Source organism: Arthrobacter crystallopoietes BAB-32 (assembly GCF_000328305.2).
GTDB lineage: Bacteria > Actinomycetota > Actinomycetes > Actinomycetales > Micrococcaceae > Crystallibacter > Crystallibacter crystallopoietes_A.
In genome coordinates, this window is record NZ_ANPE02000101.1 from 1 (window position 1) to 25,388 (window position 25,388).

Annotated in this window: 27 protein-coding genes and 2 pseudogenes; 5 read left to right on the forward strand and 24 right to left on the reverse strand. The window is 62.3% G+C overall.

Annotation, left to right across the window (positions count from 1 at the left end):
• The 24 genes and pseudogenes from D477_RS07555 to D477_RS07670 all read right to left on the reverse strand — a co-directional run.
• A partial coding sequence (locus D477_RS07555; protein ID WP_005268423.1) for an AMP-binding protein occupies positions 1-417 on the reverse strand: 417 nt, incomplete at its 3' end.
• Complete coding sequence (locus tag D477_RS07560; protein ID WP_005268424.1) at positions 417-1,643, reverse strand: branched-chain amino acid ABC transporter permease; 1,227 nt, start codon at positions 1,641-1,643, stop codon at positions 417-419. The genes D477_RS07560 and D477_RS07555, both read right to left, overlap by 1 nt.
• Positions 1,640-2,515: a branched-chain amino acid ABC transporter permease gene (locus D477_RS07565; RefSeq protein ID WP_005268425.1), complete on the reverse strand. Its 876-nt coding sequence runs from the start codon at positions 2,513-2,515 to the stop codon at positions 1,640-1,642. Before D477_RS07565 ends, D477_RS07560 begins: the two co-directional genes overlap by 4 nt.
• The gene (locus D477_RS07570; RefSeq protein WP_005268426.1) at positions 2,512-3,273 is read right to left on the reverse strand and encodes an ABC transporter ATP-binding protein; all 762 of its coding nucleotides are present in this window, start codon (positions 3,271-3,273) and stop codon (positions 2,512-2,514) included. Before D477_RS07570 ends, D477_RS07565 begins: the two co-directional genes overlap by 4 nt.
• A complete protein-coding gene (locus D477_RS07575; protein WP_005268427.1) occupies positions 3,273-4,037 on the reverse strand; it encodes an ABC transporter ATP-binding protein in 765 nt (254 codons plus the stop codon). Before D477_RS07575 ends, D477_RS07570 begins: the two co-directional genes overlap by 1 nt.
• 79 nt (positions 4,038-4,116) lie before the next feature.
• The gene (locus D477_RS07580; protein ID WP_005268428.1) at positions 4,117-5,316 is read right to left on the reverse strand and encodes a substrate-binding domain-containing protein; all 1,200 of its coding nucleotides are present in this window, start codon (positions 5,314-5,316) and stop codon (positions 4,117-4,119) included.
• Between the two features lie 342 nt (positions 5,317-5,658).
• On the reverse strand, positions 5,659-6,774 hold the full coding sequence (prfB, locus tag D477_RS07585) for a peptide chain release factor 2 (RefSeq protein WP_005268429.1): 1,116 nt from the start codon (positions 6,772-6,774) through the stop codon (positions 5,659-5,661).
• A 105-nt stretch (positions 6,775-6,879) separates the two neighbouring features.
• A complete protein-coding gene (locus tag D477_RS07590) occupies positions 6,880-7,194 on the reverse strand; it encodes a hypothetical protein (protein ID WP_005268430.1) in 315 nt (104 codons plus the stop codon).
• 49 nt (positions 7,195-7,243) lie between these two features.
• Positions 7,244-7,750 carry a pilus assembly protein TadG-related protein gene (locus tag D477_RS07595; RefSeq protein WP_081608505.1) on the reverse strand — a complete coding sequence of 169 codons (507 nt, stop codon included), beginning with the start codon at positions 7,748-7,750 and terminating at the stop codon, positions 7,244-7,246.
• A complete protein-coding gene (locus D477_RS07600; RefSeq protein ID WP_150110041.1) occupies positions 7,747-8,166 on the reverse strand; it encodes a hypothetical protein in 420 nt (139 codons plus the stop codon). The genes D477_RS07595 and D477_RS07600 overlap by 4 nt, the downstream gene beginning before the upstream one ends.
• 49 nt (positions 8,167-8,215) lie before the next feature.
• Positions 8,216-8,623 (reverse strand): TadE family protein, encoded by a 408-nt coding sequence (locus tag D477_RS07605; RefSeq protein ID WP_005268433.1) that lies wholly within the window; start codon positions 8,621-8,623, stop codon positions 8,216-8,218.
• Positions 8,623-8,859, reverse strand: a complete 237-nt coding sequence (locus D477_RS07610) for a hypothetical protein (protein ID WP_005268434.1) — start codon at positions 8,857-8,859, stop codon at positions 8,623-8,625. The genes D477_RS07605 and D477_RS07610 overlap by 1 nt, the downstream gene beginning before the upstream one ends.
• 63 nt (positions 8,860-8,922) lie before the next feature.
• Positions 8,923-9,864: a type II secretion system F family protein gene (locus tag D477_RS07615; protein WP_005268435.1), complete on the reverse strand. Its 942-nt coding sequence runs from the start codon at positions 9,862-9,864 to the stop codon at positions 8,923-8,925.
• Positions 9,861-10,724 carry a type II secretion system F family protein gene (locus D477_RS07620; protein ID WP_005268436.1) on the reverse strand — a complete coding sequence of 288 codons (864 nt, stop codon included), beginning with the start codon at positions 10,722-10,724 and terminating at the stop codon, positions 9,861-9,863. Before D477_RS07620 ends, D477_RS07615 begins: the two co-directional genes overlap by 4 nt.
• Positions 10,721-11,077 (reverse strand): annotated as a pseudogene (locus D477_RS07625) (CpaF family protein); the annotation flags it as partial. The pseudogene D477_RS07625 and the gene D477_RS07620, both read right to left, overlap by 4 nt.
• A 606-nt stretch (positions 11,078-11,683) precedes the next feature.
• Positions 11,684-12,121 (reverse strand): hypothetical protein, encoded by a 438-nt coding sequence (locus D477_RS07630; RefSeq protein WP_005268438.1) that lies wholly within the window; start codon positions 12,119-12,121, stop codon positions 11,684-11,686.
• A gap of 204 nt (positions 12,122-12,325) precedes the next feature.
• A complete protein-coding gene (locus D477_RS07635; RefSeq protein WP_005268439.1) occupies positions 12,326-13,189 on the reverse strand; it encodes a TIGR02391 family protein in 864 nt (287 codons plus the stop codon).
• Between the two features lie 146 nt (positions 13,190-13,335).
• Positions 13,336-14,628, reverse strand: coding sequence for an RNA-binding domain-containing protein (locus D477_RS07640; protein ID WP_005268440.1), 1,293 nt, complete (start codon positions 14,626-14,628; stop codon positions 13,336-13,338).
• A gap of 482 nt (positions 14,629-15,110) precedes the next feature.
• Complete coding sequence (locus D477_RS07645) at positions 15,111-16,010, reverse strand: polysaccharide deacetylase family protein (RefSeq protein WP_043846102.1); 900 nt, start codon at positions 16,008-16,010, stop codon at positions 15,111-15,113.
• Between the two features lie 16 nt (positions 16,011-16,026).
• Positions 16,027-17,493, reverse strand: coding sequence for an MFS transporter (locus D477_RS07650; RefSeq protein ID WP_005268442.1), 1,467 nt, complete (start codon positions 17,491-17,493; stop codon positions 16,027-16,029).
• Positions 17,494-17,564: 71 nt separating this feature from the next.
• Complete coding sequence (locus tag D477_RS23850; RefSeq protein ID WP_081608506.1) at positions 17,565-17,954, reverse strand: cupin domain-containing protein; 390 nt, start codon at positions 17,952-17,954, stop codon at positions 17,565-17,567.
• Between the two features lie 25 nt (positions 17,955-17,979).
• Entirely contained in the window at positions 17,980-18,180 is a 201-nt protein-coding gene (locus D477_RS23855) for an FCD domain-containing protein (protein WP_424580004.1), read from the reverse strand.
• Positions 18,156-18,698: pseudogene (locus D477_RS21780) on the reverse strand (FadR/GntR family transcriptional regulator); the annotation flags it as partial. The gene D477_RS23855 and the pseudogene D477_RS21780, both read right to left, overlap by 25 nt.
• A 285-nt stretch (positions 18,699-18,983) precedes the next feature.
• Entirely contained in the window at positions 18,984-19,286 is a 303-nt protein-coding gene (locus tag D477_RS07670) for a M50 family metallopeptidase (protein ID WP_005268445.1), read from the reverse strand.
• A gap of 197 nt (positions 19,287-19,483) precedes the next feature.
• Here D477_RS07670 and D477_RS07675 point away from each other — a divergent pair, with 197 nt between their 5' ends.
• The 5 genes from D477_RS07675 to D477_RS21100 all read left to right on the forward strand — a co-directional run bounded on the left by D477_RS07675 (position 19,484) and on the right by D477_RS21100 (position 24,731).
• The gene (locus D477_RS07675; protein ID WP_005268446.1) at positions 19,484-19,804 is read left to right on the forward strand and encodes a hypothetical protein; all 321 of its coding nucleotides are present in this window, start codon (positions 19,484-19,486) and stop codon (positions 19,802-19,804) included.
• A 379-nt stretch (positions 19,805-20,183) separates the two neighbouring features.
• Positions 20,184-21,380 (forward strand): type II toxin-antitoxin system HipA family toxin, encoded by a 1,197-nt coding sequence (locus D477_RS07680; protein WP_005268447.1) that lies wholly within the window; start codon positions 20,184-20,186, stop codon positions 21,378-21,380.
• A 432-nt stretch (positions 21,381-21,812) separates the two neighbouring features.
• Positions 21,813-22,553 carry a DUF2510 domain-containing protein gene (locus tag D477_RS07685; RefSeq protein WP_043846110.1) on the forward strand — a complete coding sequence of 247 codons (741 nt, stop codon included), beginning with the start codon at positions 21,813-21,815 and terminating at the stop codon, positions 22,551-22,553.
• 316 nt (positions 22,554-22,869) lie between these two features.
• Positions 22,870-23,475, forward strand: coding sequence for a hypothetical protein (locus D477_RS07690; protein WP_190273540.1), 606 nt, complete (start codon positions 22,870-22,872; stop codon positions 23,473-23,475).
• A gap of 356 nt (positions 23,476-23,831) precedes the next feature.
• Positions 23,832-24,731, forward strand: coding sequence for an HNH endonuclease signature motif containing protein (locus tag D477_RS21100; protein WP_150110043.1), 900 nt, complete (start codon positions 23,832-23,834; stop codon positions 24,729-24,731).
• Positions 24,732-25,388: the final 657 nt, after the last annotated feature.

Here is a 25,388-nt window from a genome sequence, read left to right on the forward strand (position 1 = left end):
AGCCGGGCCGAGGGGCGCCGTGTGCGCCGGTGCCGGCAGCCTGGACAGGGCCGCGGCGGCGAGCGCATCGAATTCGTGCTCCACCAGGACCAAGGCCGGATCAGCATGCTCGAGCTGCTCCGCCAGTTCCGCCGGCGACAGCCGCCAGGACAGCGGGACAAGCACCAGCCCTGCCTTGGCGCAGGCGAAGAACACCACCACGTGGTCCGACGAGTTGCCTGTCACGGTGGCTATCCGGTCCCCGATGCCGTAGCCGGCGGCGTGGAACGCCTCCGCCAGGGCGGCCGCGCGGCGGTCCAGGTCGCGGTAGAGCAGGGTGACTCCGCGGTCGTCGATCGCCACCCGGCCGGGGGTCGAGGCGGCACGGTCGGCAGTCCAGCGGCCAAGGGTGTGCAGGCCGTCCTCCCGCCGGGCCATCACGCGGCGTCCTCCAGCACGGCACGCGCGTTGTCCGTCTCCTCCCCGCGGCGCCCCGCCTTCCGGCCGCGGCCGAACCGCTTGGCGGCTCCAGTCAGACCGCCGGGCAGGAACAGCACGACCAGGATGAACAGCGTGCCCAGGATGAACAGCGGTTCGGAGAGCGGGATGCGCAGGACGTCCGGCAGGCCGGCAATGGCCTCGGAATTCGCCAGCGAGGTCAGCCGCTGGTCCAGCAGAGTGTAGAACACGCCGCCGACGACGGCGCCCCAGCGGGAACCTACCCCGCCCAGGACGACCATGACCAGCAGCGTGATGGTGAAGTCCGCCGAGACGCTGCGCGGCACGGCGCCGGACTGCAGCAGCAGGTAGACCATCCCGACGAGCGAGGCAAGCACACCGCCGACCACGAACACCAGCAGCTTGATCAGGTAGGGCTGCAGGCCGATCACCCGCACGCGCAGTTCGTTCTCGCGCACCGCCGAGGCGACGTGGCCGGCCCGGCTGTACTGCACCCAGGTAACGATGGCGAAGACGAGCACGAGCACTGCGAGCGCCAGCCAGTACAGATTGCGGGTGTTGACCACGCCGACCAGGAAGTCCGGCAGGTTGTCCGTGGCCAGGGCGAGGCCTTCCTCACCGCCGCTGGCGCCACCGGGGTTGCGCCCGACAAGGACCGACCCTGCCTCGGCGAAGGCCAGCGTGACCATCGCGAACGGGATGCCTGCCACCCGGAGGCTGACCGCCCCGACGACATGCGCCAGCACGATGACCAGCAGCAGGGTCAGGCCCATTGCCGGCAGCAGCGGGATGTCCAGGTTGTCGAGGATGATGGCCAGCCCGTACACCCCGGCACCGAAGTACAGTGCGTGGCCGAAGGAGAGCAGGCCGGCCACGCCGAGCAGCATGTGGTAGCTCAGCGCGGCGGCAGCCATCAGCATGCACATGGCCAGCAGCTGCAGCGAGCCCGGCGTATAGGTGGGCCCCGGCAGCACGCCCGGCAGGGACAGGTTCAGCAGCGGCAGCAGCCCCAGCAGGACGACGGCCGCTCCCCCGGCACCCCACTTCAGCAGGGCCTTCCCGCCGGCGCGTTTCGTGTCCCGGCCCGGCACGTTGGTGCCGCTGCCGCCGGTGGAGGCACCGCCGTCGTTAGCGGACTCCGCCGAACCCGATGAATCAGGTCCCGGTGCACCCGTTTGCTCGATGTCGGTCTCGCTGGTGGTCATGATTTCCTCCCAAGCAGGCCGGAGGGGCGGAAGAGCAGGACAAGGGCCAGGGCAATAACGACGACGAAATCGCCCGTGCCGAAGAGGTAGAAGTTCGCGAATTGCTGCAGCAGCGCCACGACCACGGAGGCCACCGCCGCGCCGGTCAGCGACCCAAGGCCGCCGATCACGGTGACGATGAACGCGAAGATCAGCAGCGAGCCGCCCAGCAGCGGCGAGACATAGCCGAAGTAATGCGAGGCGAGCACGCCACCGAGGCCGGCCGCGGCGCCGCCGATCGTGAAGACCAGTGTGAAGGCCTTGCGCACGTCGATCCCGAGCGCGGTGACCATGGAGCGGTTTTCCACGCCGGCGCGGATGATCATCCCGTAGCGTGTGCGCTTGAGGAAGAGCACCATGCCCAGCAGGACCAAGGCCGCCGCGATGATCGAGATAAAGCGGTCGTTCGGGATCTGGGCGCCCAGGAGGCTGGTGGTCTGGCTGAACCAGGCCGGCCCGTCGATGAAGACCGGGTCCGTTCCCCAAATGCCTTCGAAGAGCGCAACGGTGGCCAGCGACAGGCCGACGGTGATGAGGACCTGTTCGATATGCCGCTCGTACAGCCGGCGGATGAGCACCAGCTCGGTGAACGCCGCGAACAGCGCTCCCACGGCGGCGCCGATCAGGATCGAGAGCAGGAACGTCCACCAGCTGTCGGCTCCGGTGCGGCGGGCGACCTCCCAGCCGGCAAAGGCGCCGAGGGTGAGGAAGGAGCCGTGGGCGAAGTTCAGCACGCCCATCAGCCCGTAGCTCAGGGACAGGCCGGACGCGACCAGGAAGTACAGCGCGCCGAGGCCGAGACCGGTCACGAACAACAGGACGACAGTGCTCATCTGGCCGCTCCTTCCTGTGCAGCGGCGGGAGTCTCCGCCTCGCCGTCCGCGTGCACGCCGAGCAGGCGCTGGGTGAGGTCTGCGTCGTCGAGGAATTCCAGGGCGCTGCCGGTGTGGACCACCCGGCCGCCCGAAAGCACAACGGCGTCGCCCGCGAGGCGGCGGACCACCTGCAGGTTCTGTTCGACCAGCAGGATCGGCACGGTGGCGGCCGCCTGCTCCAGCGCCTCAGCCACTTCCTGGACAATCTTGGGCGCCAGGCCCTTGGTCGGCTCGTCGATCAGCAGGACCTTGTTGTCGTTGAGCAGCGCCCGGGCCAGCGAGACCATCTGCTGCTGGCCGCCCGAGAGCGTGCCGGCGAGCTGGCCTGAGCGCTTGACAAGGTCGGGGAACAGCTCGTCCACCAGCTGGCGCCGGGGATGGGCGTCCCGCTCGGCCAGCCGGAGGTTCTCCGCCACGGTGAGCTTGCTGAACACCTCGCGGTCCTCCGGGACGTAGCCAACCCCGCGGCGGATCAGCTTCCAGGTCGGCTCGTTGTCGATCCGCCGGCCGTCGAGCTCCACCCGGCCCGTGCGGTCGATCAGGCCGATCAGCGCCTTGATGGTGCTGGTCTTTCCCACGCCGTTGCGTCCGAGCAGCGCCGTGATGCCGGTGGCCGGAACGGTGAAGGAGACGTCCTCCACCACCTGCTGGCCGCCGATGTGCGCGCTCAGGCCGGAGATTTCGAGGATGGGCTTGGCTGTGGTGTGGCTGCTCATCAGACGGGCTCCCCCAGGTAGGCACTCTGCACGGTCGGATCTGCCATCACTGCGTCGGGCGTGTCGATAGCCAGCAGGCTGCCGTGGTGCATCACGGCAACGCGGTCGACGAGCCCCAGCACCACGTCCATGTGGTGCTCCACCATCATCACGGTGCAGCCGCGGTCCCGGTGCATGCGGCGGATGATCGCGCTCAGGGCCGGGACATCCCCGGAAGCGACGCCGGCCATCGGCTCGTCGAGCAGGATCAGTGCGGGGTCTCCCGCCAGCAGCATGGCGATCTCCACCTTGCGCTTATCGCCATGGGAGAGATCCCCCGCGGCAACCGAACTCTTCGCGGTCAGGCCGACCTCCTCGATGTTCTCCCTGGCCGTCCTGGTCGCGGCGTCGCCGGCACCGGGAAAGCGAAGCACGGAGAAACTCCCGCCCAGCCGCGCCTGTGCGCAGAGCCGTACGTTTTCCAGGACCGTCAGCCCGGGAAACAGGCTCGAAGTCTGGAAAGTGCGGCCCAACCCGGCCTTGGCCCGGCGGTGGACCGGCACCCCGGTCACGTCCTGCCCATTGATGGCGATGCTGCCGGCAGTCGGCTTCAGCACGCCGGAGATCAGGTTGAACAGCGTGGTTTTGCCGGCACCGTTGGGGCCGATCACGCCGACCATTTCGCCGGCGGGCACCGAGAAGCTGACATCCGCCAGGATGCGGGCGCCGCCGATCTGCAGGCCGACGCTTTCGACGGCGAGTGCAGGCTGTGCTGGGGCAGTCATGGTTTTCCTTCGGTTGGCTACGGGGTCGCGGCGGTGGCGGCGCCGTTGAAAAACGCCGCCACCGCGCCTGTTGGACCGGTTACTGGGCTTCCGGCGGAGCGACTTCCTCGGCCGGAACCACGTCGACCAGTTCCGGGGCCCAGGAGCCGCCCTGCTCGACGAGCTTGGCCTGGTACATGTCCTGGACCAGAGCGTGGTCCGAAGCACGCACTGTTGTTTCACCCTTGGGCCCTTCGAAGGTGTAGCCCTCCAACGCTGTGACCATGGCGTCGACATCGTTGCCGCCTTCTTCCACGGCTCGGACGATCATCTGTCCGGCCACGAAGCCGTCCGGTGTGAACAGGTCGGGCTTGGCGCCGGCCTCCTCGACTGCGGCGATCATTTCCTTCTCCACCTCATTGCCGGACGCGCCCGGGAAGTAGTGGTTCAGGAAGCTGATCTTGTCGGAAGCTGCCCCGTAAGCACCGAACGTGGCTGCATCCCCCAGACCGGTCACGATCGGCGCCGCGTCGAAGGCACCCTGCTGATCGAGCGCCTCCCACATCGATCCCGACGTGGCGCCGGCCCAGGCCACGAAGACCAGATCCGGTTTGGCATCGATCAGCTGGCGGGCGAACGGTGTGAATTCGGTGGCGTCCTCAGGGACCAGCACCTTCTCCACTGTGGCGCCCTGCGCCCCGAGCACTGCCTCGACCGCGGCGAGGTTGCCCTGGCCGAAGGCGTTGTCCTGGGCGAAAACGACGATCTTCTTGCCGTTCAGGTCGTCCACGAAGCTGCCGGCTGTCGCCACGTCCTGAAGGCTCTGCCGTCCCGACCGGAAGGTGTAATCGTTGATGCCCTGAATCGCGTCCGTTGCCGCGGGCCCGGAGATATAGAGCACCTTGTTCTGTTCGGCCTGTTCGGAGAGCTTGAGCGCGATGCCGGAGACGACGGTCCCGGCGAGGATTTTGTAATCCTGCCCGATGAGGTCCTTGGCGACGGTCACCGCCTTGTCGGGATCGCCGCCGTCGTCATGGTACGTCAGATTGAGCTTGGTGCCGTTGACTTCGCCGGTCCCCTCGGTGGCATAGTCGATGCCCGCCTGCAGGCCCTCATAGTAGGCCTCGCCGTAAGCGGCCAGCGGTCCGGTCTTGGAGTAGACAATGCCGACGTTGATGCTTTCGGCGCCGCCTGCTGCCCCAGCCGCATCGCCTTCGCCGCCTGGACTGGGCGCGCACGAGGTGGCCGCCAGTCCGGCGGTGAGCGCCGCGGCCATCAGGAACTTTTTCGTTGCCTTCACGGGATGCCTTTCGTCGTGGATCCGCTGAGATGAGCTGAAGTGTGCACCACCTCGGTCGGATTCCCTGAAACATGAAAGGTGATTCACGTTACGGAAAATGTATGACGAGTGTCACTGCGCTGTCAACGGATCCGGATGAGGAAGTGGTCACGGTCCGATTACGCTTTGGCAGTTCTCTCGGACGACCCGCGGCAGTTGTGCGGCACAGGGCGTCGCACGGCAGCAGAAAGCGAGGGTTCACTCGCAAAAGAGAGGGACCCCTTCCACCCATAAGGCAGAGGAGGTCCCGTTGAAATTAGTTAGACCGGTTCGGGCAGATACGACCTGCCCTTCCAGCTTCGGCTACTCGGCGGCGTTGCGGCTGTTGGCACGCCAGCGGATGCCGGCGTCGATGAAGTCGTCGATTTCGCCGTCGAGCACCGCGCCCGTGTTGCCGACTTCGTGCTCCGTCCGAAGGTCCTTGACCATCTGGTAGGGATTCAGCACGTAGGAACGCATCTGGTCGCCCCAGGACGCCTTCACATCGCCGGCCAGTGCCTTCTTCTCAGCGTCCTCCTGCTCCTTCTTCAGCAGCAGCAGCCGGGACTGCAGCACGCGCATGGCAGCGGCACGGTTCTGGATCTGCGACTTCTCGTTCTGCATCGAGACCACGATGCCGGTCGGAAGGTGGGTCAAGCGCACCGCCGAGTCCGTGGTGTTCACCGACTGGCCACCCGGACCTGAGGACCGGAAAACATCGACCTTGATGTCGTTGTCCGGGATGTCGATGGAATCCGTCTGTTCGATCAGCGGGATCACTTCCACCGCGGCGAACGACGTCTGGCGGCGGCCCTGGTTGTCGAAGGGGCTGATCCGCACGAGACGATGTGTGCCGGCTTCCACCGAAAGGGTTCCGAAGGCGTATGGCGCCTTGACTTCGAACGTTGCGGACTTCAAACCCGCCTCTTCGGCGTAGGAAGTATCCAGCACCGACGTCGAGTAGCCATGCCGCTCAGCCCAGCGCAGGTACATGCGCATCAGCATCTCGGCAAAATCTGCGGCATCGACGCCGCCTGCACCCGAACGGATGGTGACCACGGCTTCGCGCTCGTCGTACTCGCCCGACAGCAGGGTGACCACTTCAAGGTCGGAGAGGGACTTCTTGAGCGCCTGCAGCTCTGCAGCAGCTTCAGTCAGCGAGTCCTCGTCGCCAGCGTCCTTGCCAAGTTCAACGAGGACTTCAAGGTCGTCGATCCGGGATGCCAACTTTTCGAGGCGCTCAAGCTCGGACTGGCGGTGGGACAGTTTCGAAGTGATCTTCTGCGCCGCTGCTGGATCGTCCCACAGGTCGGGTGCTCCCGCCTGTTCGCTGAGCACGGCTATGTCTTTCCGGATGGCCTCCACGTCGGAAACAGCCTCAATGGATTCGTAGGTCGCGCGGAGGGCACGGATTTCTGCGGGAAAGTCGATCTCAGCCATGGTCTTCCAAGACTACGCCATGTGGCGTTGTGCACGTTCCCGTGACGGGCCCGCCCACAGTCCGTTGCCTGCCTGCGGGCCCCTCAATTCGTCAAAGGTGGCTGTTCAAAAGGCGCCGGCCAGGACGCCATACAGTCCGACCAGTGCCAATGCAGCCACCGCGGCGACGCCGAACTTCCAGGCATGCGATTTTGGCCGCAGGACACTGTAGGCGATGAGCAGTGGTGCGGCGACAAGTGCTGAAGCCGCGATTGCCGCGAGCGTGCCCGCCACGGGATCGGGCTCAGTGCATTCCAGCAAGCACCCGCTGAAACTGAAGACCGCAACGAAGAACATCAGGACCGCCGGATAGCCGGTCAGCAGCCAGCCCAGCAGCACCGTGACCAAGGCTGCACCGGCCCTGGTGCCACGCTTGCTCATATCCATTCGTCCTCCCGGATTCCGGCAGGCACGGCGGCACTGCAGCACGTCAACGCCGCAATTCCGAACGGGCGTCGCTGGACACGGTGATCGGCACTCCTTCGGGAACAAGGAAATTCACTATGGGCGGGTGGACGACGGCCCCAAGCACCACATGGGCCGTGCGGCTTTCCGGAGATCCGGTACCACGGCTGACCACGAGCCCATTGAACCGGCCCGCTGCCCCGGTTTCTGTCAGGTAGCGTCCAACGGCGCTCTGCACGGCGCCGTCGCTCAGCCGCGGGACGGGGGCCCCGTCGCCAGCCTCGACATCGGCCAGTGTGAACGTATCTGCTGCTGCCAGGGCAGCCCCGTCCGCCACTGAGAGTAGTTTTTTCCGCTCGATGTAGACGGTCGACACGGCCATGACAACGGTCAGGATCAACAAACTGATCGCCACGAAACCGATGATGAGGACGGCGACCTGCCCTTCCTCATCCTGTCGGGGCGGACGGAAACATCGCTGGCCCGGTCGTGCCGTAGCTGCGCCGCGGGCTAATGCTCGGGCAGCCCTCATCCGTACTGCTCGACAATCTGCGTGGCGGAAGAATTGACCCGGGCGAAAGACATGCCCATCCCCGACAGCAGGGGCAACGGCACGTCAAGTGCAACCTCAACTGTGACGGTCGAACCGGGCTCCAAGCAGGCGCCCGAGCCGCAAGCAATGGATAGGGTGAGGTCTGCGGGGTCGAAGCCGAAGTCCTGGACCGAGACAATCGCCGCCTGTTCCGCCAGCCCGTGCGCGGTTGCCGGTTCCTCCGCTGCGGCAAAGACTTTGGCCGCATGATCGGCCGCGCTCACCACGGCGAACGAGCCGCCCTGCACCTGCCCCACCGCAATCACGAAGTAGACCACAGGAACCAGCAGCAGGGTACCGAGGAAGACGAATTCCACGACAGCACTGCCGCGTTCCTGTCCAGGTTCTGCACCCATCCGCCCGATCAAATGGCGCAGCGTCCGCCAGCGGGCGGCTGGGAATGGCTCAGCCAGGAAGCGGCGCATGGCCCTGCACCTCCAGCATCCCGGCCGGTCCGAAAAGACCTAGGGCAGGGAACGGCGCAGTGACGGTAATCCGCAAGGTCCGTGTCCCTCCATGGTTGACCTCATCGACCCGCACATTCTGCGAATACGACGGATTGAGGGTGCTGTCGATCAGCTGCTGCGTCCGGGCACGGGCATCCGCAGAGTCCCGGTCAGCCAAGGCACCGTACCGTGCTCCCGCACCGGCAGCGTCGATGAGGGTATTTCGGACGTGGAGGACCAATGCCAACTGGATGACAGACACAAAGATGAGCGCCAGAACGCCGCCCACCAGCACAAAATCCACCGCCGCCGATCCCCTGTCCGGCTCGCCATGCGGCCTCTTCGGGCGGAGCTTTCCCACGAACATCAGGGCTGGCTTACCCGTCCCATGGCATCGTTGAAGAGCCCCTCCAGCGCCGGCTTGGCGATGGCCAGGATACCGGCTACAAGGACTGCGGACATCAAAGTGATCATGACCCAGCCCGGCACATCTCCGCGTTCCCGATCGCCGCCGTCCAGCGCAGTCCGGAACCGGAGAGCCGTATGTGCAACGGCAATCGACACGACGGCGGCGATCCGTAGGAAAAAAGTGTTGTTGCTCATGTCTGGCCTTCGCCTTCTTTCGTTGTTGTTCTTGTTGTGACGGAAGCTACTGGTCACTGCCCTTCACCAGCCCAGGTCGATCAAGGCGAGGCCCGGGTACACCGCGAACAGCACGGTCAGTGGCAGGACGCCGAAGACCAGCGGCACCATCATGGCGATTTCTTTCTTGCCTGCCGCTTCCATCAGGTCCCGTTTAGCCATATCGCGCACATCTTGGGCCTGTGCCCGCAGCACATCGGCCAAGGGCGTACCGCGCTCGACGGCAACCGTGATTCCGTCTACGAAACGGACCAAGGCGGGCAGACGGCTGCGGTGCGAAAACTCTTGCAGAGCGGCAAGCAGGGGTGTTCCGGCGCGTGTTGCTGCCAGTACCGAGGCGAACTCACCCGCGAGTTCACCCTTCGATGAACGGCAGATTCGTTCCAGCGCGCCGGTGGCGCTTTCGCCCGCGCTGACGGCCAAGGCCATCAGCTCAGCCAGGCTCGGGAACTCGGCGAGCATCTTGGCCTCCCTGCGTTGGATCTGCAGCGTCAGCAGATAGTCCCGCAGGAGAAATCCCCCTGCTGCCAGCCCGAGGGTGAATACCGCGGATGCGACAGCATCGAAGCCACCGGCTGCCGCCGAGACAATCGCGAGCGCAATGCCGAGGGCCAGGCCGCCCGCGGCCCACATGAACTGTTCCGCCCGGAAATCGAGCGGACTTTGCTTGCGGCCCGCCTGTGCGAGGCGCTTGCCCAGGACAGTCGTGCCGTAGTTGAAGCGGCCCAGCCACGACATAAGATCCGAAAGCACCGGTCTGATAATCCGCTCAAGTGCACCGAACGGCGTGACTGTTCCCGGTACGGCCGCCAAGAGTCGCGACTGCAGGTCAACGGACTTCAGCTGAGGCGAGATCCGGTCGACGAACCTTGTCCTGCGCATGGCTGGCAGCCGGACGAAAACCAGCCACAGCCCGCTGCCCAACGTGGCCCCCGCAAGAACACCAAGGACGAGGAACTGGCTCATTGGAGCACTCTTTCGTCTTCCGGTAGGGCTCCGAGGCGGAGCATCAGCCGGTAGCAGACGATGGAGACCACGAGTCCCCCCAGCAGCACCATGATGCCGCCCACGGTGTTGTAGGCCGCGACGGCCTCCGGCCGGGTCGCCAACAGCATCAAAATGATCCATGGCGCAGCCACGGCCAGCCGCGCGGCATTGACGGTCCATGATTGGCGTGCTTCGAGCTCGCTGCGTGTCCTTGCACTGTCCCGCAGGAAGTCTGCCAGTGTACCCAGCAACTTGCCCAGATCCGTGCCGCCGACTTCCCGCGTCATCTTCAATGCCTCGAAGATCCTGTCTGCCACGGGATCGGCCAGCCGGTTCTTCAGCCGCTCCAGTGAATGGTCGAAACGGCCGCCTGCCCTGTAGTCCGCACCGAACTCCACGAACGCCGGGCGCAACTCCACCGGGCCTCGGGTTCCCAATTGCACCAGGGCCTCGGGCAACGACAGACCGGCGCGAATGGCCGAACGCAAGTGGTCCACCGCATCCGGCCAGATCTCCCGCATCGCCGAAACCCGGCGTCGGGCCCGCCAGCGGATCAGCAGATACGGCAACCAGGCGCCGAAAAGGGCGAAACAAGCGGCGATCGGAGGTGACTGCGTGAGCACGAGGACGAGCAGGAGCGTAAAGACTCCGGTGCCGAGGCAACTGGCCAGCAGCCCTTGGACCGTGACCTTCTGGATTCCGGCTTGGTTGATCGTTGCCTGGAGGCGGCTGGGCCTTGCGGACCGGGCCGGACGCTGACCGTGGCCGGGAACTTCCCAACAGGACCACCAGATCAGGAAGAGGCCGATCCCGCCAGCCAAGCCCGCAGCCGCTGTCACGGCGTGCTGCCGATCAGTTGCATGACGTTGTACCCGGCGCGGGCAAACTTCTCCTCACCGGGACTCGCGGACTCGCTGGCCACAAGATCGCCGTCACGCCTGCTGAACACCGTCGACGTTTCGATGATGCCGTTTTCCACCCGACGGCCCAAGGAGACGACCTCCGCGACCTGCCGCTTTCCCGAGGGCGCGCGCGTGCAGTGCACCACGAGGTCGATGCAGGAGGCGACGGTCGGCAGGACGAAAGCGCTCGAGATGTTTTCACCGGCCAACAATGGGAGCGTGCAGATCTTGGTGATAGCGTCATGCACACGTACGAAAAGACATGTACTTTTCCGCGTAGTTCCAGAGTTAGATTCCTTCACCTTGGCCCTCAGAACTTCTCAGGAACTAAACGCCTTGGGGCGTCCACGCCGCCGGCCTGCAGGACGCGGACCGGTGATGATCGCAAGTGCTTCTCGGCGGTCCTGCAGTGCACCGTGCTGGAGCTGAACGGGATCCCGTACATCCCGATGGAGACCGAGCATGCGGACAAGAAGCAGATGATCTTTCCGGTTCTTCGTCCATCCCGTCACCACCCTAAAGGAGATGCGCCAAGTGATGAGCATCTACGCTCGGTCCGCCGCCAGCGGGCTGGCGAAGGAGAGCCAGATCGCCAAGGTCATGCCTGAGCCGTTTCCCTTAAGCTGCTCGACTGACAATCGGCCGGAGGCCTAGAAAGGGATGATGATCTGGGGCGCTGCTCCACTGGTCTTCCACATAGCGGTATGAGCCGCAGTATACTGACGCGGTCGCCAGATCACCGTATTTGCTTCCTTCATAAGGGTCGGGATATGCACCTCGTCCTTGCGAAGCACGAACACCGCTTCATCCGCGATATAGCAGCGAATAAGTTCTGCGTCGCCACAAGGCTGACCCCAGATACCACGCTCCTTTACGATGCAGTCGAAGGCTCCGACCTATCCTGGTTCCTCCGCTGATCGATGCGCCCATTCATGAACCCATTCATCCATCCGCTCATCGAAATGCTCAAGATAGTTCCGCGCAGCGACGTTTTTGATGGTGGGCAGCGTCGGATTTCCTATTCGGTCCTGAACCCACCGAATGCGGTCTTTCCAGATGTCGGTCAGCTCCTTCTTCCGTGGCTTTCCACTACCGAAAATTAGGTTTCTCATGGCGGCCGCACAAGAGATTGCCTGTTCCACTCGCTCACCGAGCTCCTCAAAATCGGCGGGGCTCATCTGCTGACCCATACGTAGACGCTGCCCCAGCTGCAATGTTTTGTCACAGGCCGCCTTGCACGTCCGCGCCTGCCGGTTGATCTCCATCATGTAGACCTGCCAGACATGACTGCTGTCACCTATGACCTTGTCCCAGCCGCCCATGAAACCGTTCATGCATCCCTATCATTTCGTCCGCGCCGCGGGCATCGCAGCCCACTGGATCACACTCGTTCTTCACGCCACGACCTGGCTTGACTTGGAGCCCTTGTCTGTTACTTCCGTGCACATCGTGCTCATGGAAAATGCAGCCACCCATGGCACCATCCGCCGGCACTGAGCTCCAATGCTGTCCGGGCGGCGAGGCTCATGGATGTAAAACTACTCCTCGACCTCATACTCTGCGTGGCGGATTTCGCACTGATCGAGCAGGCGGGCGAAGTAACTGTAGGCCGCTAGCCTCTCGATGCCTTCCTGTTCCGACAGCTCCTCACGGGTGTGAGTGGTCACGTTACGAACAGTTAGATTAAGTCCTGTTGCCAGATGTGTTAGCGCCTTCGCCATCGGCTCGAGACCTCCCCGCATGCTCTTCACCGTCTTATCGGAAGGGTTTCCCGGCCAAGCCAGCTTGGGCTTCCCTTGAGCCGGTTCGCCCGGGGATAGGGTCTGCTGCCAGAAGACGGTGTCATCGACGTCGTTGCGCCCAAGCCTTGTCTTCCAGTCCACGCTCAAGGCTTCTGCCGCCTCTCGTACTGCTACCCTGCGCTGGTGCGTCGTCCAATGGTCAGCGGCGGCAGCCCAGATTAGCTGGTGAAGTTGGGATGGAGCGAAAGCCGGAACGCCTGAATCCTCGGTTGCTTGTGCTTCCTCAATCAAGCCCTTCAGCCGTCCTTTCACCGTAGCGGCGGTGGACCGGACGTCATGCGGAGACACTACTGCCTTAGGATGACGCATCATGGACCAGTTGGAGATCGGGTCGATCGCGCCCAAACCGGCGACCGCTATATAGGCACCTGTCACTGCCACCGCCTTGGCAGCCGCTCCAGCTGCCTCTGCAACGCTTAGTTCCAAGAGACGTACCTTAGACTCGTTCTGTCCCTCCTTGGTCCATACAGTTGGAAGCAAGCCACGAGCATGCAAATGGTCGGATTCGACCTGAGTCTGCATCCAACGCTCAAACTCGGTCTCGAACTCCTCCACAACTGAGTGCAACCGAGACAGATAGTCCACACTGTAACTCGTCATTGTTCTTTCCAATCCGGTATAGGTAGGGCAGTTAAGCAGCTCGCCGGGGCCGATGGTCTCGTAGTCGTTCTTGACAACACTGAGGTGCTCGGGAGTCGCATTCCGCCCTTAGTCGCACCTCGGCAAATCGACAATCTAATCGGCAGTCACTCCGGACCGAACACCTGATCCTGGATGCTTGAGAGCAGATCGTCAGTCACGGCAGTCCAGCCGAAACGGTGAACAAGCTCCTTCGTGGCTTCCACGGCGAACTGTCGGGTACCCGCGACTGCCGTGGTGTCATCCAACAGGATAGGGTTGCTGGACCATTCCGCCGCGCTATAGACATAGTTGCTGTGGAAGCCGGACCGCCCCCGATCTGCCACGACAAGCCGGCGTCCAGTGAGATGTTTGCCTTCGAACCTGATGGCCATCGGTTCATCCAGAGCCATCGCCGCTCTGAGCCGTACAGCGAATTCGATGGCTTCCGTGAAGTTGCACAGTGGAAGCCAGACGGGCATGTTGCCGGTAATACCCCGCTCGTCGTCTATCGTCAGGGAATCCCAGTCGTTCTGCCACTCCCCTATGCTCCGGAGATCGGCGAACAGCCCGGTTGTGAAGAAAGCCCATGCCTCGGGGTGCATCCTACCGTTCTCTTCCCAGATCAGGTCCTGCCCGCGCTCCGGCTCTCTAGAAAACGGAAAAGGCCAACCACGCTTAGAAACGGTTGACCCGGCGACCTTCTGCTGAAGCTCGGTGTAAGCAATCCGGTCCGGTGAGAACGAACTGGGATGGATGATGTGCACGAAATGCGGGGCTGCGGAATCGAAGGTGGAGAGGTGAGCGGGAATAGAATCAAGCTGTTCGCGGTATAGCTGCTGCTCGGTTGGCTGTGAAGAGGCCGCGGCGGCCAGGTTCAGGCCGGCACGGCCGACGGTTTCTACAAACCTCCGCAGCCCCTTTTGGGTAGCCAGGTCCAGCACTTCCCGCATCTCGTTCTGCGTATGATACTGCGAGCTTTCCGGCTTGCGCAGCGACCGTGTGTAGAGCTGGCCGAGCTTGAGCTTACTGCCGAAGTCACGGGCACAGAGGGATGGAATTTCGGCGAATTCGCGGACCTCGATGATGACCACCCCGCGGCCGTTGGGGTGGTTGCGCTTTCCGACGGTGAGCTGCAGCGGCGGATCCGCATACCGGTTGATTTTATCCGTGACCTTGTCGATGTCAGACCAGTCCTCGAGCTGGCTCTCATTGAGCCCGTTTTCCTCGCCCATCGCCGAGCTATCGACGATGCCCAGGATGATCTGGCCGCCATCACGCTGGTTGGCGAAGGCAAGGGCCGCCCGCGCTACGAGGGCAACGTAGTCGCCATCTTCGAGAGAGCCCGACCGCTTGAACTCAACGGCGCGCGTTTCCTGCCCGACTGACAGTACAGATTCAAGTTCGGCATCGCTCAGCATCCCGGCAAACCTGTCAGCTCCTCTATCGTGGCACGGTGGTAGCCCGACCCGCGAGGAGAGGTGCGCCAAGTCCGTTGGCGGGCCGCTGAAACTATCCTAGTCGGTGGGGTTGGCGCCGGGCGGTTTGTCAGCAGGGTGTGCCTTCAGCAGGGTGAGTCAGGCCACCCCTGCTTGCTACCTCCGTCTCCCATCGACCGCGCTTTGCAAAAGACCACCTAGTGACCGTAAACGCGACCTTGCCGACCGCGCTGCAGAACAAGGTCGCGTCTTCGTGGTCACGTATTCCAAGACGTGTACTACGGCCTTGTTTCAGGCTTCCTTTGCTATGCGCCGAAAATGGCTGAGCCCTCCCAATGGACTCTAAATTGAGACGTTTGGAGCAGCGGGCAAACATTGTGTTGACGCTGCTGGGTCCAGCGAGCATCAGAACACCCAGCGCAGCGTACGCGCTGGGTGTTCTGATGCCTCTTATGCATTGCGGCTTATCCAAACTGTTCCATCCACGTCGTGGCGATGTCGTCTCGGCGTGCGAACCAGACCCTGCCCTTGTTCTGGGCGTACTCAATGAACTCACGCAGTGCATTCGTGCGTCCGGCCTGACCCACGAGCCGCGGATGCAGCCCGATGGACATCATTTTCGGCTGTCCTCGCGATCCTTCGAGCCACAGCTCATCCAGTCCGCGCTTGAGGTATTCAAGGAAGTCGCCAGGGGACCGTGTGCCTTGGATGTCGTTGTAGGTTAGCGAGTAGGGCACGACGAGATGGCGTTTTTCCCCTACTTGCACGAAGTAAGGCAGGTCGTCATTGTATGCGTCGGAGTCGTAGAGGAAGCCTCCTTCTTCTACGAGGAGTTCGCGGGTGTTTACAGACGGACCGTAGCGGCAATACCAGCCGTTAGGCCTGGACCCCCACGTCTTTTCGAAGGATTCGACCGCGATGCGGATTCGCTTAGCCTCTTCTTCGCGTGACAGACGCCAGTGTTCCTCCCAGCGGTACCCGTGAGAGACCAGGTCGTGACCGAGGCGTTTGGCCTCCGAGGCCACTTCGGGATTTCTCTCGAACGCTTCGGCGCAGGCGAACATCGTCCCGTTGACTCCGAGCTCCTCGAAGAGCCGGAGCAGGCGCCAGATCCCCACGCGGCTTCCGTACTCGTACATCGACTCCGTGGCCAAGTCGCGCACGTCCGGTGGGAACGGGTACTGGACTTCTGTGAGGGAGTCGTTTTCCCCGTCGCCGAGAAAGTGGCTGTACTCGGACCCTTCCTCGTAGTTGACGACGAGGTTGACTGCGACGTGTGCGGAATCCGGGAACTCCACGGCGGGCGGGTTCGCGCCGTATCCGAGGAGGTCTCTTGGAGGCCAGGCTGCTGAAGCGTGTGTCATTGTTGTGTTCCTACTTTCACAGCGGGTTGGTCAGTGTCTGCTGGGGTTCCGGTGTTGCGGGTCCGTGGAGCTTCTCGAAGGGCACGTTGTGCGTTTCGGTGACGAAGCGGCTTGCGAGCAGGATCATCACGTACATGACAGCGATTCCGGCGAAGACCGAGAACTCGTTGAGGTTCTCGTAGAACCATGCCGAGCTGAGCGGGATGAGCGCACCCCCGAAGAAGCCGATATTAACCACGACTGCGGTTCCCAACCCGCGGATCTTCGTGGGGAAGAGTTCAGGTGCCCAGGTCCAGATAGTGGTGTTGACGAGCATGACGCAGAACTGGAAGAGGAATCCGAGAATCATCACCAACGCAGGGGTCGTGGCGAACAGTGCGAACAGGATGACCGATATGGCAGCCAGGATCGTGCCTATGAGGATCATGCGGCGGCGTGGGAACGCGTAGGCACCGATCGATGCGACGATGGCGCCGAGGAGACCTCCGATATTCTGGACCATGGTGAAGGTCAGGCTTCCGCCAATGGAGTATCCGCGGTCGACGAGGAGCAGGGGCATAAGGATGATGACGCTGAACTGCGCTCCCCAGGCCAGAAGGGCTGCAACGGACAGGCCGATCGTCCGTGTCCTTTGCCGCGCCTCGAACAGCGCGCGGATCGCATTTTCCTTCCGCGGGCTGACTGTGCGGGGGGCGGCCTCGATCGATTCAGAATCAGCGGTATCGAAATAGGCCGTCGGCTGCTCATTCTGTCGGAGACGCAGCCTGCCTTGGGCAAGTCGGGTGAGCGAGTCGTTGAGTTTATGGACGTGGCCGCGCTCCATCAGGTATCGCGGGGTTTCAGGGAGATACCGCCGAAGGAAAAACACAAGGACTGCCGGGATTCCCAGCAGGCCAAAGGCCCAGCGCCATCCGTTTTCTCCTGCACCGATGAGTGCGGCGAAGGGACCGAGCACGAATAGCGCGTACGCATACGCGACGAACATTCCGACGCCGGCCGACACGGTGTTGAAGAGCGAGACGAAGAGTCCGCGGATTTTGGTGGGCGTGAGCTCGGACAGGTAGGTCAGCCCGACAGCGATTTCGCCGCCGACACCGATTCCCGTGACGACTCGGGCAAGCGCCAGAACCGTGTAGTCAGGGACCACAGCCGATAGGACTGATCCGAGGGAGTAGATGCCGACGCTGATTGCCAGGACACCGCGTCGGCCGATTTTGTCTGCGAGGTACCCGCCGAGGACGCCGCCCGCCACAATGGCCAGAAGAGTTGCCGTCGACAGGAATGCGAGGTCCTGTGCGCCGATACCGAAAGCGTCTTGGAGGGCCGGGCCAAGGGCCGAGAGGATCAGCTGCTCGAGGACTTCGAACAAGCCCCCGGTGACAACAAGGAAGAGGGCGAGATAGTGGATTCGAGTGATCGGAATCCGCTCTATGAGGTGGCCAAGTGCTTCTTGGGTGTTTGTCGATTTGGGTTCAGTAGCCATAGTTGGACTCCGTTGTCCTAGTGTGGGTTGTCGTTGTACAGGTGCAGGTCACCTTCTACGGTGACTTTTGGCTAAGCGCGACTCCCTTCCGCAACGGTGGTCGGCGGACGGTACGGGAGCGGGAAGCTGTACACCGATACCAGCGGGGTGCTGCCCGTGTTCACCAGGGAGTGCGCCTTGCCAGCGGGGATGTACAGCGCGTCCCCTTCGGAAAACTCATGGCTCTCACTGCCCGACTCCAGCCTCCCTTGCCCACGCGAGACATACATGACTTCGGAGGTCTTATGGACCATCTCGGGGGTCGCTGGCTCGCCGGGATGAATGACTGCCACTCCGAGACAGTTCTGTATAGCATCGACGTTCTCACTGCTCAGGAGCACCGCTGATGCGATGGGTCTTGAGCCGTTAGCCCCGCTGATCGCACTTGCTTTGATGATCTCCGAGCTGTCCGGACTATTCATGTACTTCCTCCTCGGGGTCTGGGCCCTACCCGTCTCGGGTCGGCACAATCCTGTTCTTGTTGTTCTTCAGGTGCTGCTCCATCGCCTCAAACGCCCGTTTCTGATCACCGCTGCGAATGGCTTCAAGAATTTCGTAGTGTTCCTGCTGGACCTTGCGGCGGTGGTCCAGGCTTTGCAGATCCAGCTGATTGATGAGCGCCCATAGAGGCTGGTTATCAATGGAGATGACCTCGAGGCCAGCTCCCCCATGAGCCTGTTGTCCAACGCTCCGGCAAGGCTCAAATGAAACTGGAGGGCCTGCCGGGTGAACTCAGGAACACAGCCTTGGTCTTCCATGAGGTTCTGGCTGAGGTCGTGCACGCGCTCTGCCTCTGCAACGCTTTCAGGGTTCTCAGCGAGTTTCATGGAGATCGACGGTTCCAGCACGATGCGGGTTTCTATGACGTGTTCCGGCAGAGCCCCGTACTGAAACTGGTCCGATGCCTGCAGGCGTTTGCCCCGATTTGCGACGTAGGTTCCGTCGCCGTGTTTCACCTCTACAGCACCGATCAGGTCAAGGGCGAACAGCGCTTCGCGCACAGTCGCCCGGGACACGCCGTACTGGTCTGCGAGTTCACGATCGGAGGGCAGCTTCACCATTTCCTCACCGGTGCCGTTTTGCATCTGGCGAAGTAGGTCCTGGGCTATCGGAATGTAACGCCGGCGCGGCTTCCCGGTCTGGGCCCAATGGTCTGATGACTCCATGCAGGGAGATTAGACCACTGGTCACCGAGAGGTCAACGATAGATTTCCGTTGGTGCGACGGGGTCGAGTCGCCGCACTTCGTTTGCAGGGTGTCCTCGGCGCCGCGAAGGCGCGCCAGGTCGTATCGCAGGCGAGGCTGCCCCGCTAACGACCTCCTAGTCGCGACGGAATGTGCCACTAGTGGAATAACGGCTGGATCCACACTCGGACAAACTTCGCGGCGCCTTCAGGTACACGTACAAAAACACGTGCACTCGTTTTTCCGTACGTCAGGCTTCTCCTCCCTCAGTCGACTCCATTGCGCAGCGCGGAGACGCCGAGAGAGGCGTGCACTCGCCCGTCGAGGGAGTAGCAGAGGACTCGGTTACGGCGGCCGTCCTTGACTGCGTAGATGACCTTGACGACGTCCCGGAACGCGGCGACCATCAGCGCCAGGTCCAGGACGATAACCACATGCCCAGCGAACGCCGGCGGCGTGAACAGGGCCAGCGCGACCGAGGCCGCGGCCGCGGCCAGGATGATCAGCAGGCCGGTCCCGTTGCGGATGAACAGGATAGTCAGCACGGCCAGGATGGCGCAGATGAACAACGCCGCGGATCAGTAGCCGGAGACGTCGAGCCCGGCGAACTGGCCACCCTCCGCGGCTCCGTGTTCGTCCAGCAGCTGGACCGTTCCGGCAACCCGTCCGGAGCCTTCGACGTCATGCCGGTCCAAGAATCCAACGAGCGGTTCGACCGCGTCTTGGAGAGCCTGGCAGCATACGCTGGCCCCTGTAGGATCGGCGGGTGAGCATTTCAGACAGCTGGCCCCTGAGGCCAATCTGGGCAGAAGAGGCCGAAGTCGGCGAGTACGCCTTCGTGGATGACCCGGATGTCGGCGACACCGACATGGAAGTTGAGCGCGTTTTCACCCTCTCGGTGAAGGTTGGCCAGGCCACCGCGACGATGACCGAGTGGCACCAGCGGATGGAAGGCGAGGAGAACGCCGGCCTGATCGAAAAGATCGGCCCGCTCGTCTCCACCAAACCCGACGACCTGACCCCCGAGATCGCGGCCGACGCCGCCCAGGCCATCACCGAGCTACTGAAGCGATTCCACGACGGCTGACGCCACAGCCCGGCTGTCTGCTTTTCCTAGCCGGTCCGGGCAGCGCCGTGCGCGGGCCGGCGCCACGAAGGCTCCTGCTGCTCCCCATGAGTTGCGCTGACCGTACCCGCACCTTGCCTCATCCACATACGCTGAAGAAACTCACACCGCCGCTAGGATGACCTTGCCATGGACCTTGGAAAGAACACTCACGGGAAGACGATAAAGCTGGGATCCGAAGTCTACCCCGCGTTGGCCACGGGGAGTTGGGCGCCGTTCGTGTCGACGACACAGCAGAGTACCGTCTGGTGAACTCGACCTTCTTCGCTGTGACCAGTCCACAAACGTTCATCCCCATACACCTGACTACCACCATCGCCTTGGAATCTGGAGGGCATTCGTGAGCCCCGATCTCGATGTGTTCCTGCGCGGACGCCATGTGGGTGTCCTGTCCGACAGCACAGGCCATCTTTCCTTCCAGTACACCCCAGCTATTATGGAGCGTTACGGCACCTCCTCGGTTGTACTCTCCCTGTCCCTGCCCGTCTCGAACGACGCCATCGTTGGGCCCCGGGTGTCCAGCTATTTTGACGGGTTGTTACCTCTGGAAAACGACCGTTACGGCTTGGCCGAGCAACATGGATTGCAGATCTCCGACACCCTAGGGTTCCTATCCATTCTGGGTCCGGACCTTCCCGGGGCCCTCCAAATATTCCCGTCCAAAGCGGCAATGGAACCGGCCAGGTGGGACCAGGGATTTGTCCCAAAGCCCATCTTCAAGCAGCCGAAGGCGGCGGAGCTGATGATACCGGACCTGCTCATCTCTGAAGAGTGGGCGTTGCGGGTTGCCCGTTCGGCCGGTCTGCCTGCCGTGGACGCCTGCCTCACGGTGGACGGAGCATCCGAGCATCTTGCAGTTACCCGTTACGACTACACCCCTGACGGCGAATGGCTGCATCAGGAGGACTTCAACCAGGCACTGGCACTGCCCCGCGAGCCAATGTACGAAGACAAAACCTCGACACCGTCCCGGCTGACCCAGCTGACCGCTCTGGCGAAACCTCACATGCGTGACCCCGCCGAGTTCATGCGTACCTTGTTGCGCGCGGTCACCTTCAACCTGCTGATCGGCAATGGCGACGCCCACTCGAAAAACTACACGCTACTGATCCGTGATGGAGGCGAAGTGCGTCTTGCACCAATGTATGACGTAGCTCCAACTCGTCTACTCTGCGACGCCACCGAGCATGCAGGGCACGCCCTTGGTGGGGAGAGGAAACTGAGCAAACTGACCCTTGAACATCTGGTCCAGGAGGGCACATCGTGGGGTCTGGAGCAGGAGGATGCCAGGGCGGCGGCAGTTGAAGTCCTGGAGTCTGCCGGCAAGGCGGCGGCGCGTGAGCCAGCAGATGACAGAATCGACTTCCTTAGCGAGCTCGTCCCCGCTCGCTCAGAGGACCTTTTGAAGGGGGGAACAGCACGTGATCGCGGACCCGAGAGGACCTCCCCCTTTCACGCTGCCTACCGCAAACTTTTTCCTAGCAACCACAATCCGTTGCACGGTGGCCCCGGACGTCGGGGCGGTAAACCCTGCTAAAGATTGAGCCGCTGTGTGGCGTCAGGTCGAGGCGGCTTCCCGGTATTGAGACGGGCCTTGGCGGGGCAGTTTCTATAGACAAAGCCTTTGTGTTTCCGACGGGCGTTGTGGAATTTCCTGACCTGCCTGGAGCGGAGAAAACATCCCGTTTCGCGGTGTTGTTCGTCAAAGAGCGGGGTCCGGAGCATCGGGCTGGAGCGGCACCTTTGGGTGCAGGCTCTTCAAGACGTATCCCGTCTAAGCGACACGATTGAAAAGCATGTACTGTCATGGCTCCCGTAGCGGCGTTTAGCATGCCTACGGCGTCTGTTCCTGCCGAAACGTCTTTGCCTAGCCGCCCAGCCCTTCCGCTGCACCCTTGTGCGGCGTAACAGAGTGGCCGGACACGTAGGATTTCGAGAACACCGATTACTGAATCTTCTTGGGGGGACTATGACACCGGCTGGGTGGTATCCGCAGCCTGACGATCCGAACATCCTGCGCTGGTGGGACGGAACCCAATGGACTCCGCACACACGGCCCGCCGGTGTACCACCGACAACTCCCGTCCCGGCTCCCCTGAAGCCGAAGAAGCCCAGGAGGCCGTGGAGCAGCGGTCGCAAGATCACCACCTGGATCGGGGCCGCCGTCCTGCTCCTAGTGCTGGGCTTGGCGGGGGTCAACTGGGTGCAGGGTGCCCAAGCTCAGAGCCAGGCGTTGGCTGCTGAGCAGGCGGAGGACGAAGCCTGGCAGGCCAAGCTGGACGCCATGAAGGCCGAGGAAACCCAGAAAGCCCAGAAAGCGAAGCAGCGGGAAGCAGAATACGCACAGACCCAAGCCGAGATGGACGCTGCCGCCGAGCAGAAGCGGAAAGACGCAGTCCAACAGCAAATGAACGAGCAGGACTGGTGGACGGTAGAAAACAACGACGTCTACTACCAGTTCCTTGACGAGGGCCAGTGCAGCAGCTCCTACAACTGTGTGGTGGTGTCCGTGACATCCATTGGCCAGAGCGGCTGTCCGCGCGGAGCCTACATCTCGGCCCGCTTCCTCTCCGGCGACGTCGTGATCAGCGATGACAACCACATCACCCCGACCATCCGGTTTGAGGAGCAGACCGTCTTCGAACTGATCGACACCTCCAACTCAGGAGACAAGGTCGAAGTCACCGAGCTGCACTGCCTAGGTGGTTGAGTGATCAATCGGGAGAGACTCGCTCATTAATGATCCTCAGTCCTTCGGGTTGGTTGCTAGGGCAGGCGCCTAGAATAGTGCCAGCGGAAGACCGACCAGGTGCATTATTGAAGTGAACGGTCAGAATAATCGTGAAAAGTCCTCCAACGCCGCCTGCTCCTACGTCACATGTGAGGAATAGTGTCGGCGCGCCGTAAGAACCGCCCCGAACCAGCCTGACAATAAATTATGATCTAACAGCCGGTATCCCCGATTACAGGGTACCGGCCTAGTTGCGTTCGCACATTATTTCTGTTGGGGGTTTGACTTGAATAAATTGTTTACCGCCGTGGCCCTATTGGCCCTTGTACTCTCTGGCTGCTCAGCCCCTGCCGATTCCACAGAGCCTGCCCCGGTTGTCTCCGTTGAGCCGGCGAAGCCCTCACCGAGTTCTACGGATGGGCAACGGAAGGAAAATGATCACGGCAACTTGGTCAAGGAAATTAACCAAGTTGCCAGTATAGGGGCTGAGACTCACGCAGATTCTTCCCTAAAGTTCAAAGTAACCAGCATTGAAATGCATGATTGCCCCGCTTTTCCGGACATGAAGCCGGCAAATGGGCACATGATCGCGGTTGCTCTGGAGATTCAGACCGATAAGAACATGGTCGATCAACTCGGAACCAACAGCGTCTCCTTCGACAGTCACTACTGGAAGGGATATGCCTCAAACGGTTCCCGAATGAATACCGTCACCTCGGATAAGGCCTATAACTGTGTCCAAGACAGGACCGAGTTATTGCCCGATTCAATCGGCCCGGGCGAAAAAGTCGAAGGCCTTGTCATTCTCGATGTCGCGACCAAGTCAGGAACCATCGCCTTCAGCTTCCCCGGCCAGCCCAATGGCTGGGAGTGGCAATACGGCAAGCCGTCAGCGGTCTAATTATCCGGTGGCCGCTGAACGCAGACTCGCCTCCTCCGATTAGCCAGAGCTGCTCAGTACTATTTGACTAGTTGCAGGAAGAGTATTGAGCCGGACTGACATCACTGTGAGTCTTTACGTGGCTGGTCCGGGACCGGCTGGCACGTTTCACAGCGGCCTGCTTGCCTCCAAGCGGCGCCAGAAGCCCGGAACGGCATGAGCCACGCATAACCTTGAGGAGCCGCGCCGAGCTAGTTGGCCGATAGCGTCTCTTGCTCATCGAGATTACGGCTGCGTCGGAGACCTCCAATAAGGGCGCATATCCGCCGGAGAAACCTACCAGAATCAGTAGGATTAGCGACAAGGGGGACAGTGGAATGGTGAATTACTGGTACGCCAATCAGGATAGGAATTACGAGTTGGCGATCAAGGCGCGAACTCTGTTTACGAATCCGCGCCATGACAAGGCCACGGAAAAATCCCGAACGATGATTAAGGATTTGGAATCCGGCGACATTGTGTTCCACCACTATGACGCCCATCTGCGTGCCATCAGCCGCGTGGTCACTCCTTGGAAGCATGCGGAGCGCCCGCCCGAGAGTCCCAAAGATTTCCCCGAGGAGCCAGACGAAGGCTGGCTTGTTGAGATCGAACCCATCCGGACCGGGGTTGATCTGAACTACCGACGCGTGGCCAAGCTGATCGAGAATGGCCCGGAGAAGGCGATCAACAGTGGCGGAACGACTACCCGCGGACGATTCCTGTCCGTCCTCTCACAAAAGGATGGGCTCGCTTTGCTGGCAGAGCTCGATCTTCCTGCACCGACCGACACACCGGACATTCTCTTCGGCCGGCCGGACGAATGGGACGGCGACAACACGGACCAGGTCTCCTTAGGCTCGGTTCGCCGGGAACAGGCCGACCTGCGCCGCCATCTCCTGTACAGCCGGCCAACAGCTACCTGCGCGATCTGCGGGGAAGAGCGGCCAGCCAGGCTGCTGGTAGCTGCGCACATCAAGCCGCGCAGCCAATGCACTGAGGAGGAACGCAAAGCGTTCCGTTCCGTGGCCATGCTGGCCTGCAGCCTAGGCTGTGACGCCCTGTTCGGATGGGGATATATCTATATGGATTCCGATGGGAAGGTGCGCCGCGGTATCAACGCCGAGACCGATGACGTACGGGATGCCGTTGATCTCCTCATCGGCAAAGTTTGCGGCGCTTATAACGCAGACACAGCCCCGAACTTCAAGGCGCACGAGGACATGTTCAGGTCCTGAGGCGGACACGAACCGGCTTACCTCCCCATCAGGAGACCGGCCGGTTCACGGACCTTGTGGAGCAAAGTGGCAGAAGTCGGTGTCTTCCACTCGAGTGTCTTCGGCAGCACGTGATGCTGCACAGCTTCCCTATGCGCCTGGTCGCCCGACGCCGGTCAGCCTCACACAGCACCCACCCACCGCCGGTGCCCCTCCTAAGGATCCTCCCGGCAGCACGTGATGCTGCACAGCTTCCCTATGCGCCTGGTCGCCCGACGCCGGTGCGGTGAGCGCTTGACACCGGCTCCGCACACGTCTACTGCATGATCTCCCTGACAGCTCATGGATTCGAACCAGACGCAGCCGTTTCGACTGTCATGAGCACCCCTCGGCGAAGCGACGTCCGGCGGCACCTTGGCGATTCATCGCGACAGGCGATGGGGGCACTGAGAACGCCCGAATCGGTCGGAAAAGGCCGTTTTCGGGCTCTGTCCACCCGGTTTGCCATGGCCGGCCACGGGCCGGCCGCACCCCCGGTGGCCGGATTTTGAAGGTCAACGCCCTAGTCAGAGGCACATTGGTCGTCAAAAAAGGGGCCGGCCACCCTGACCACGCGGAAAACAGCATACCCCCATGAGAGAGAGTGTAAATCTGTAACCGGGAACCTACCCCAAATAC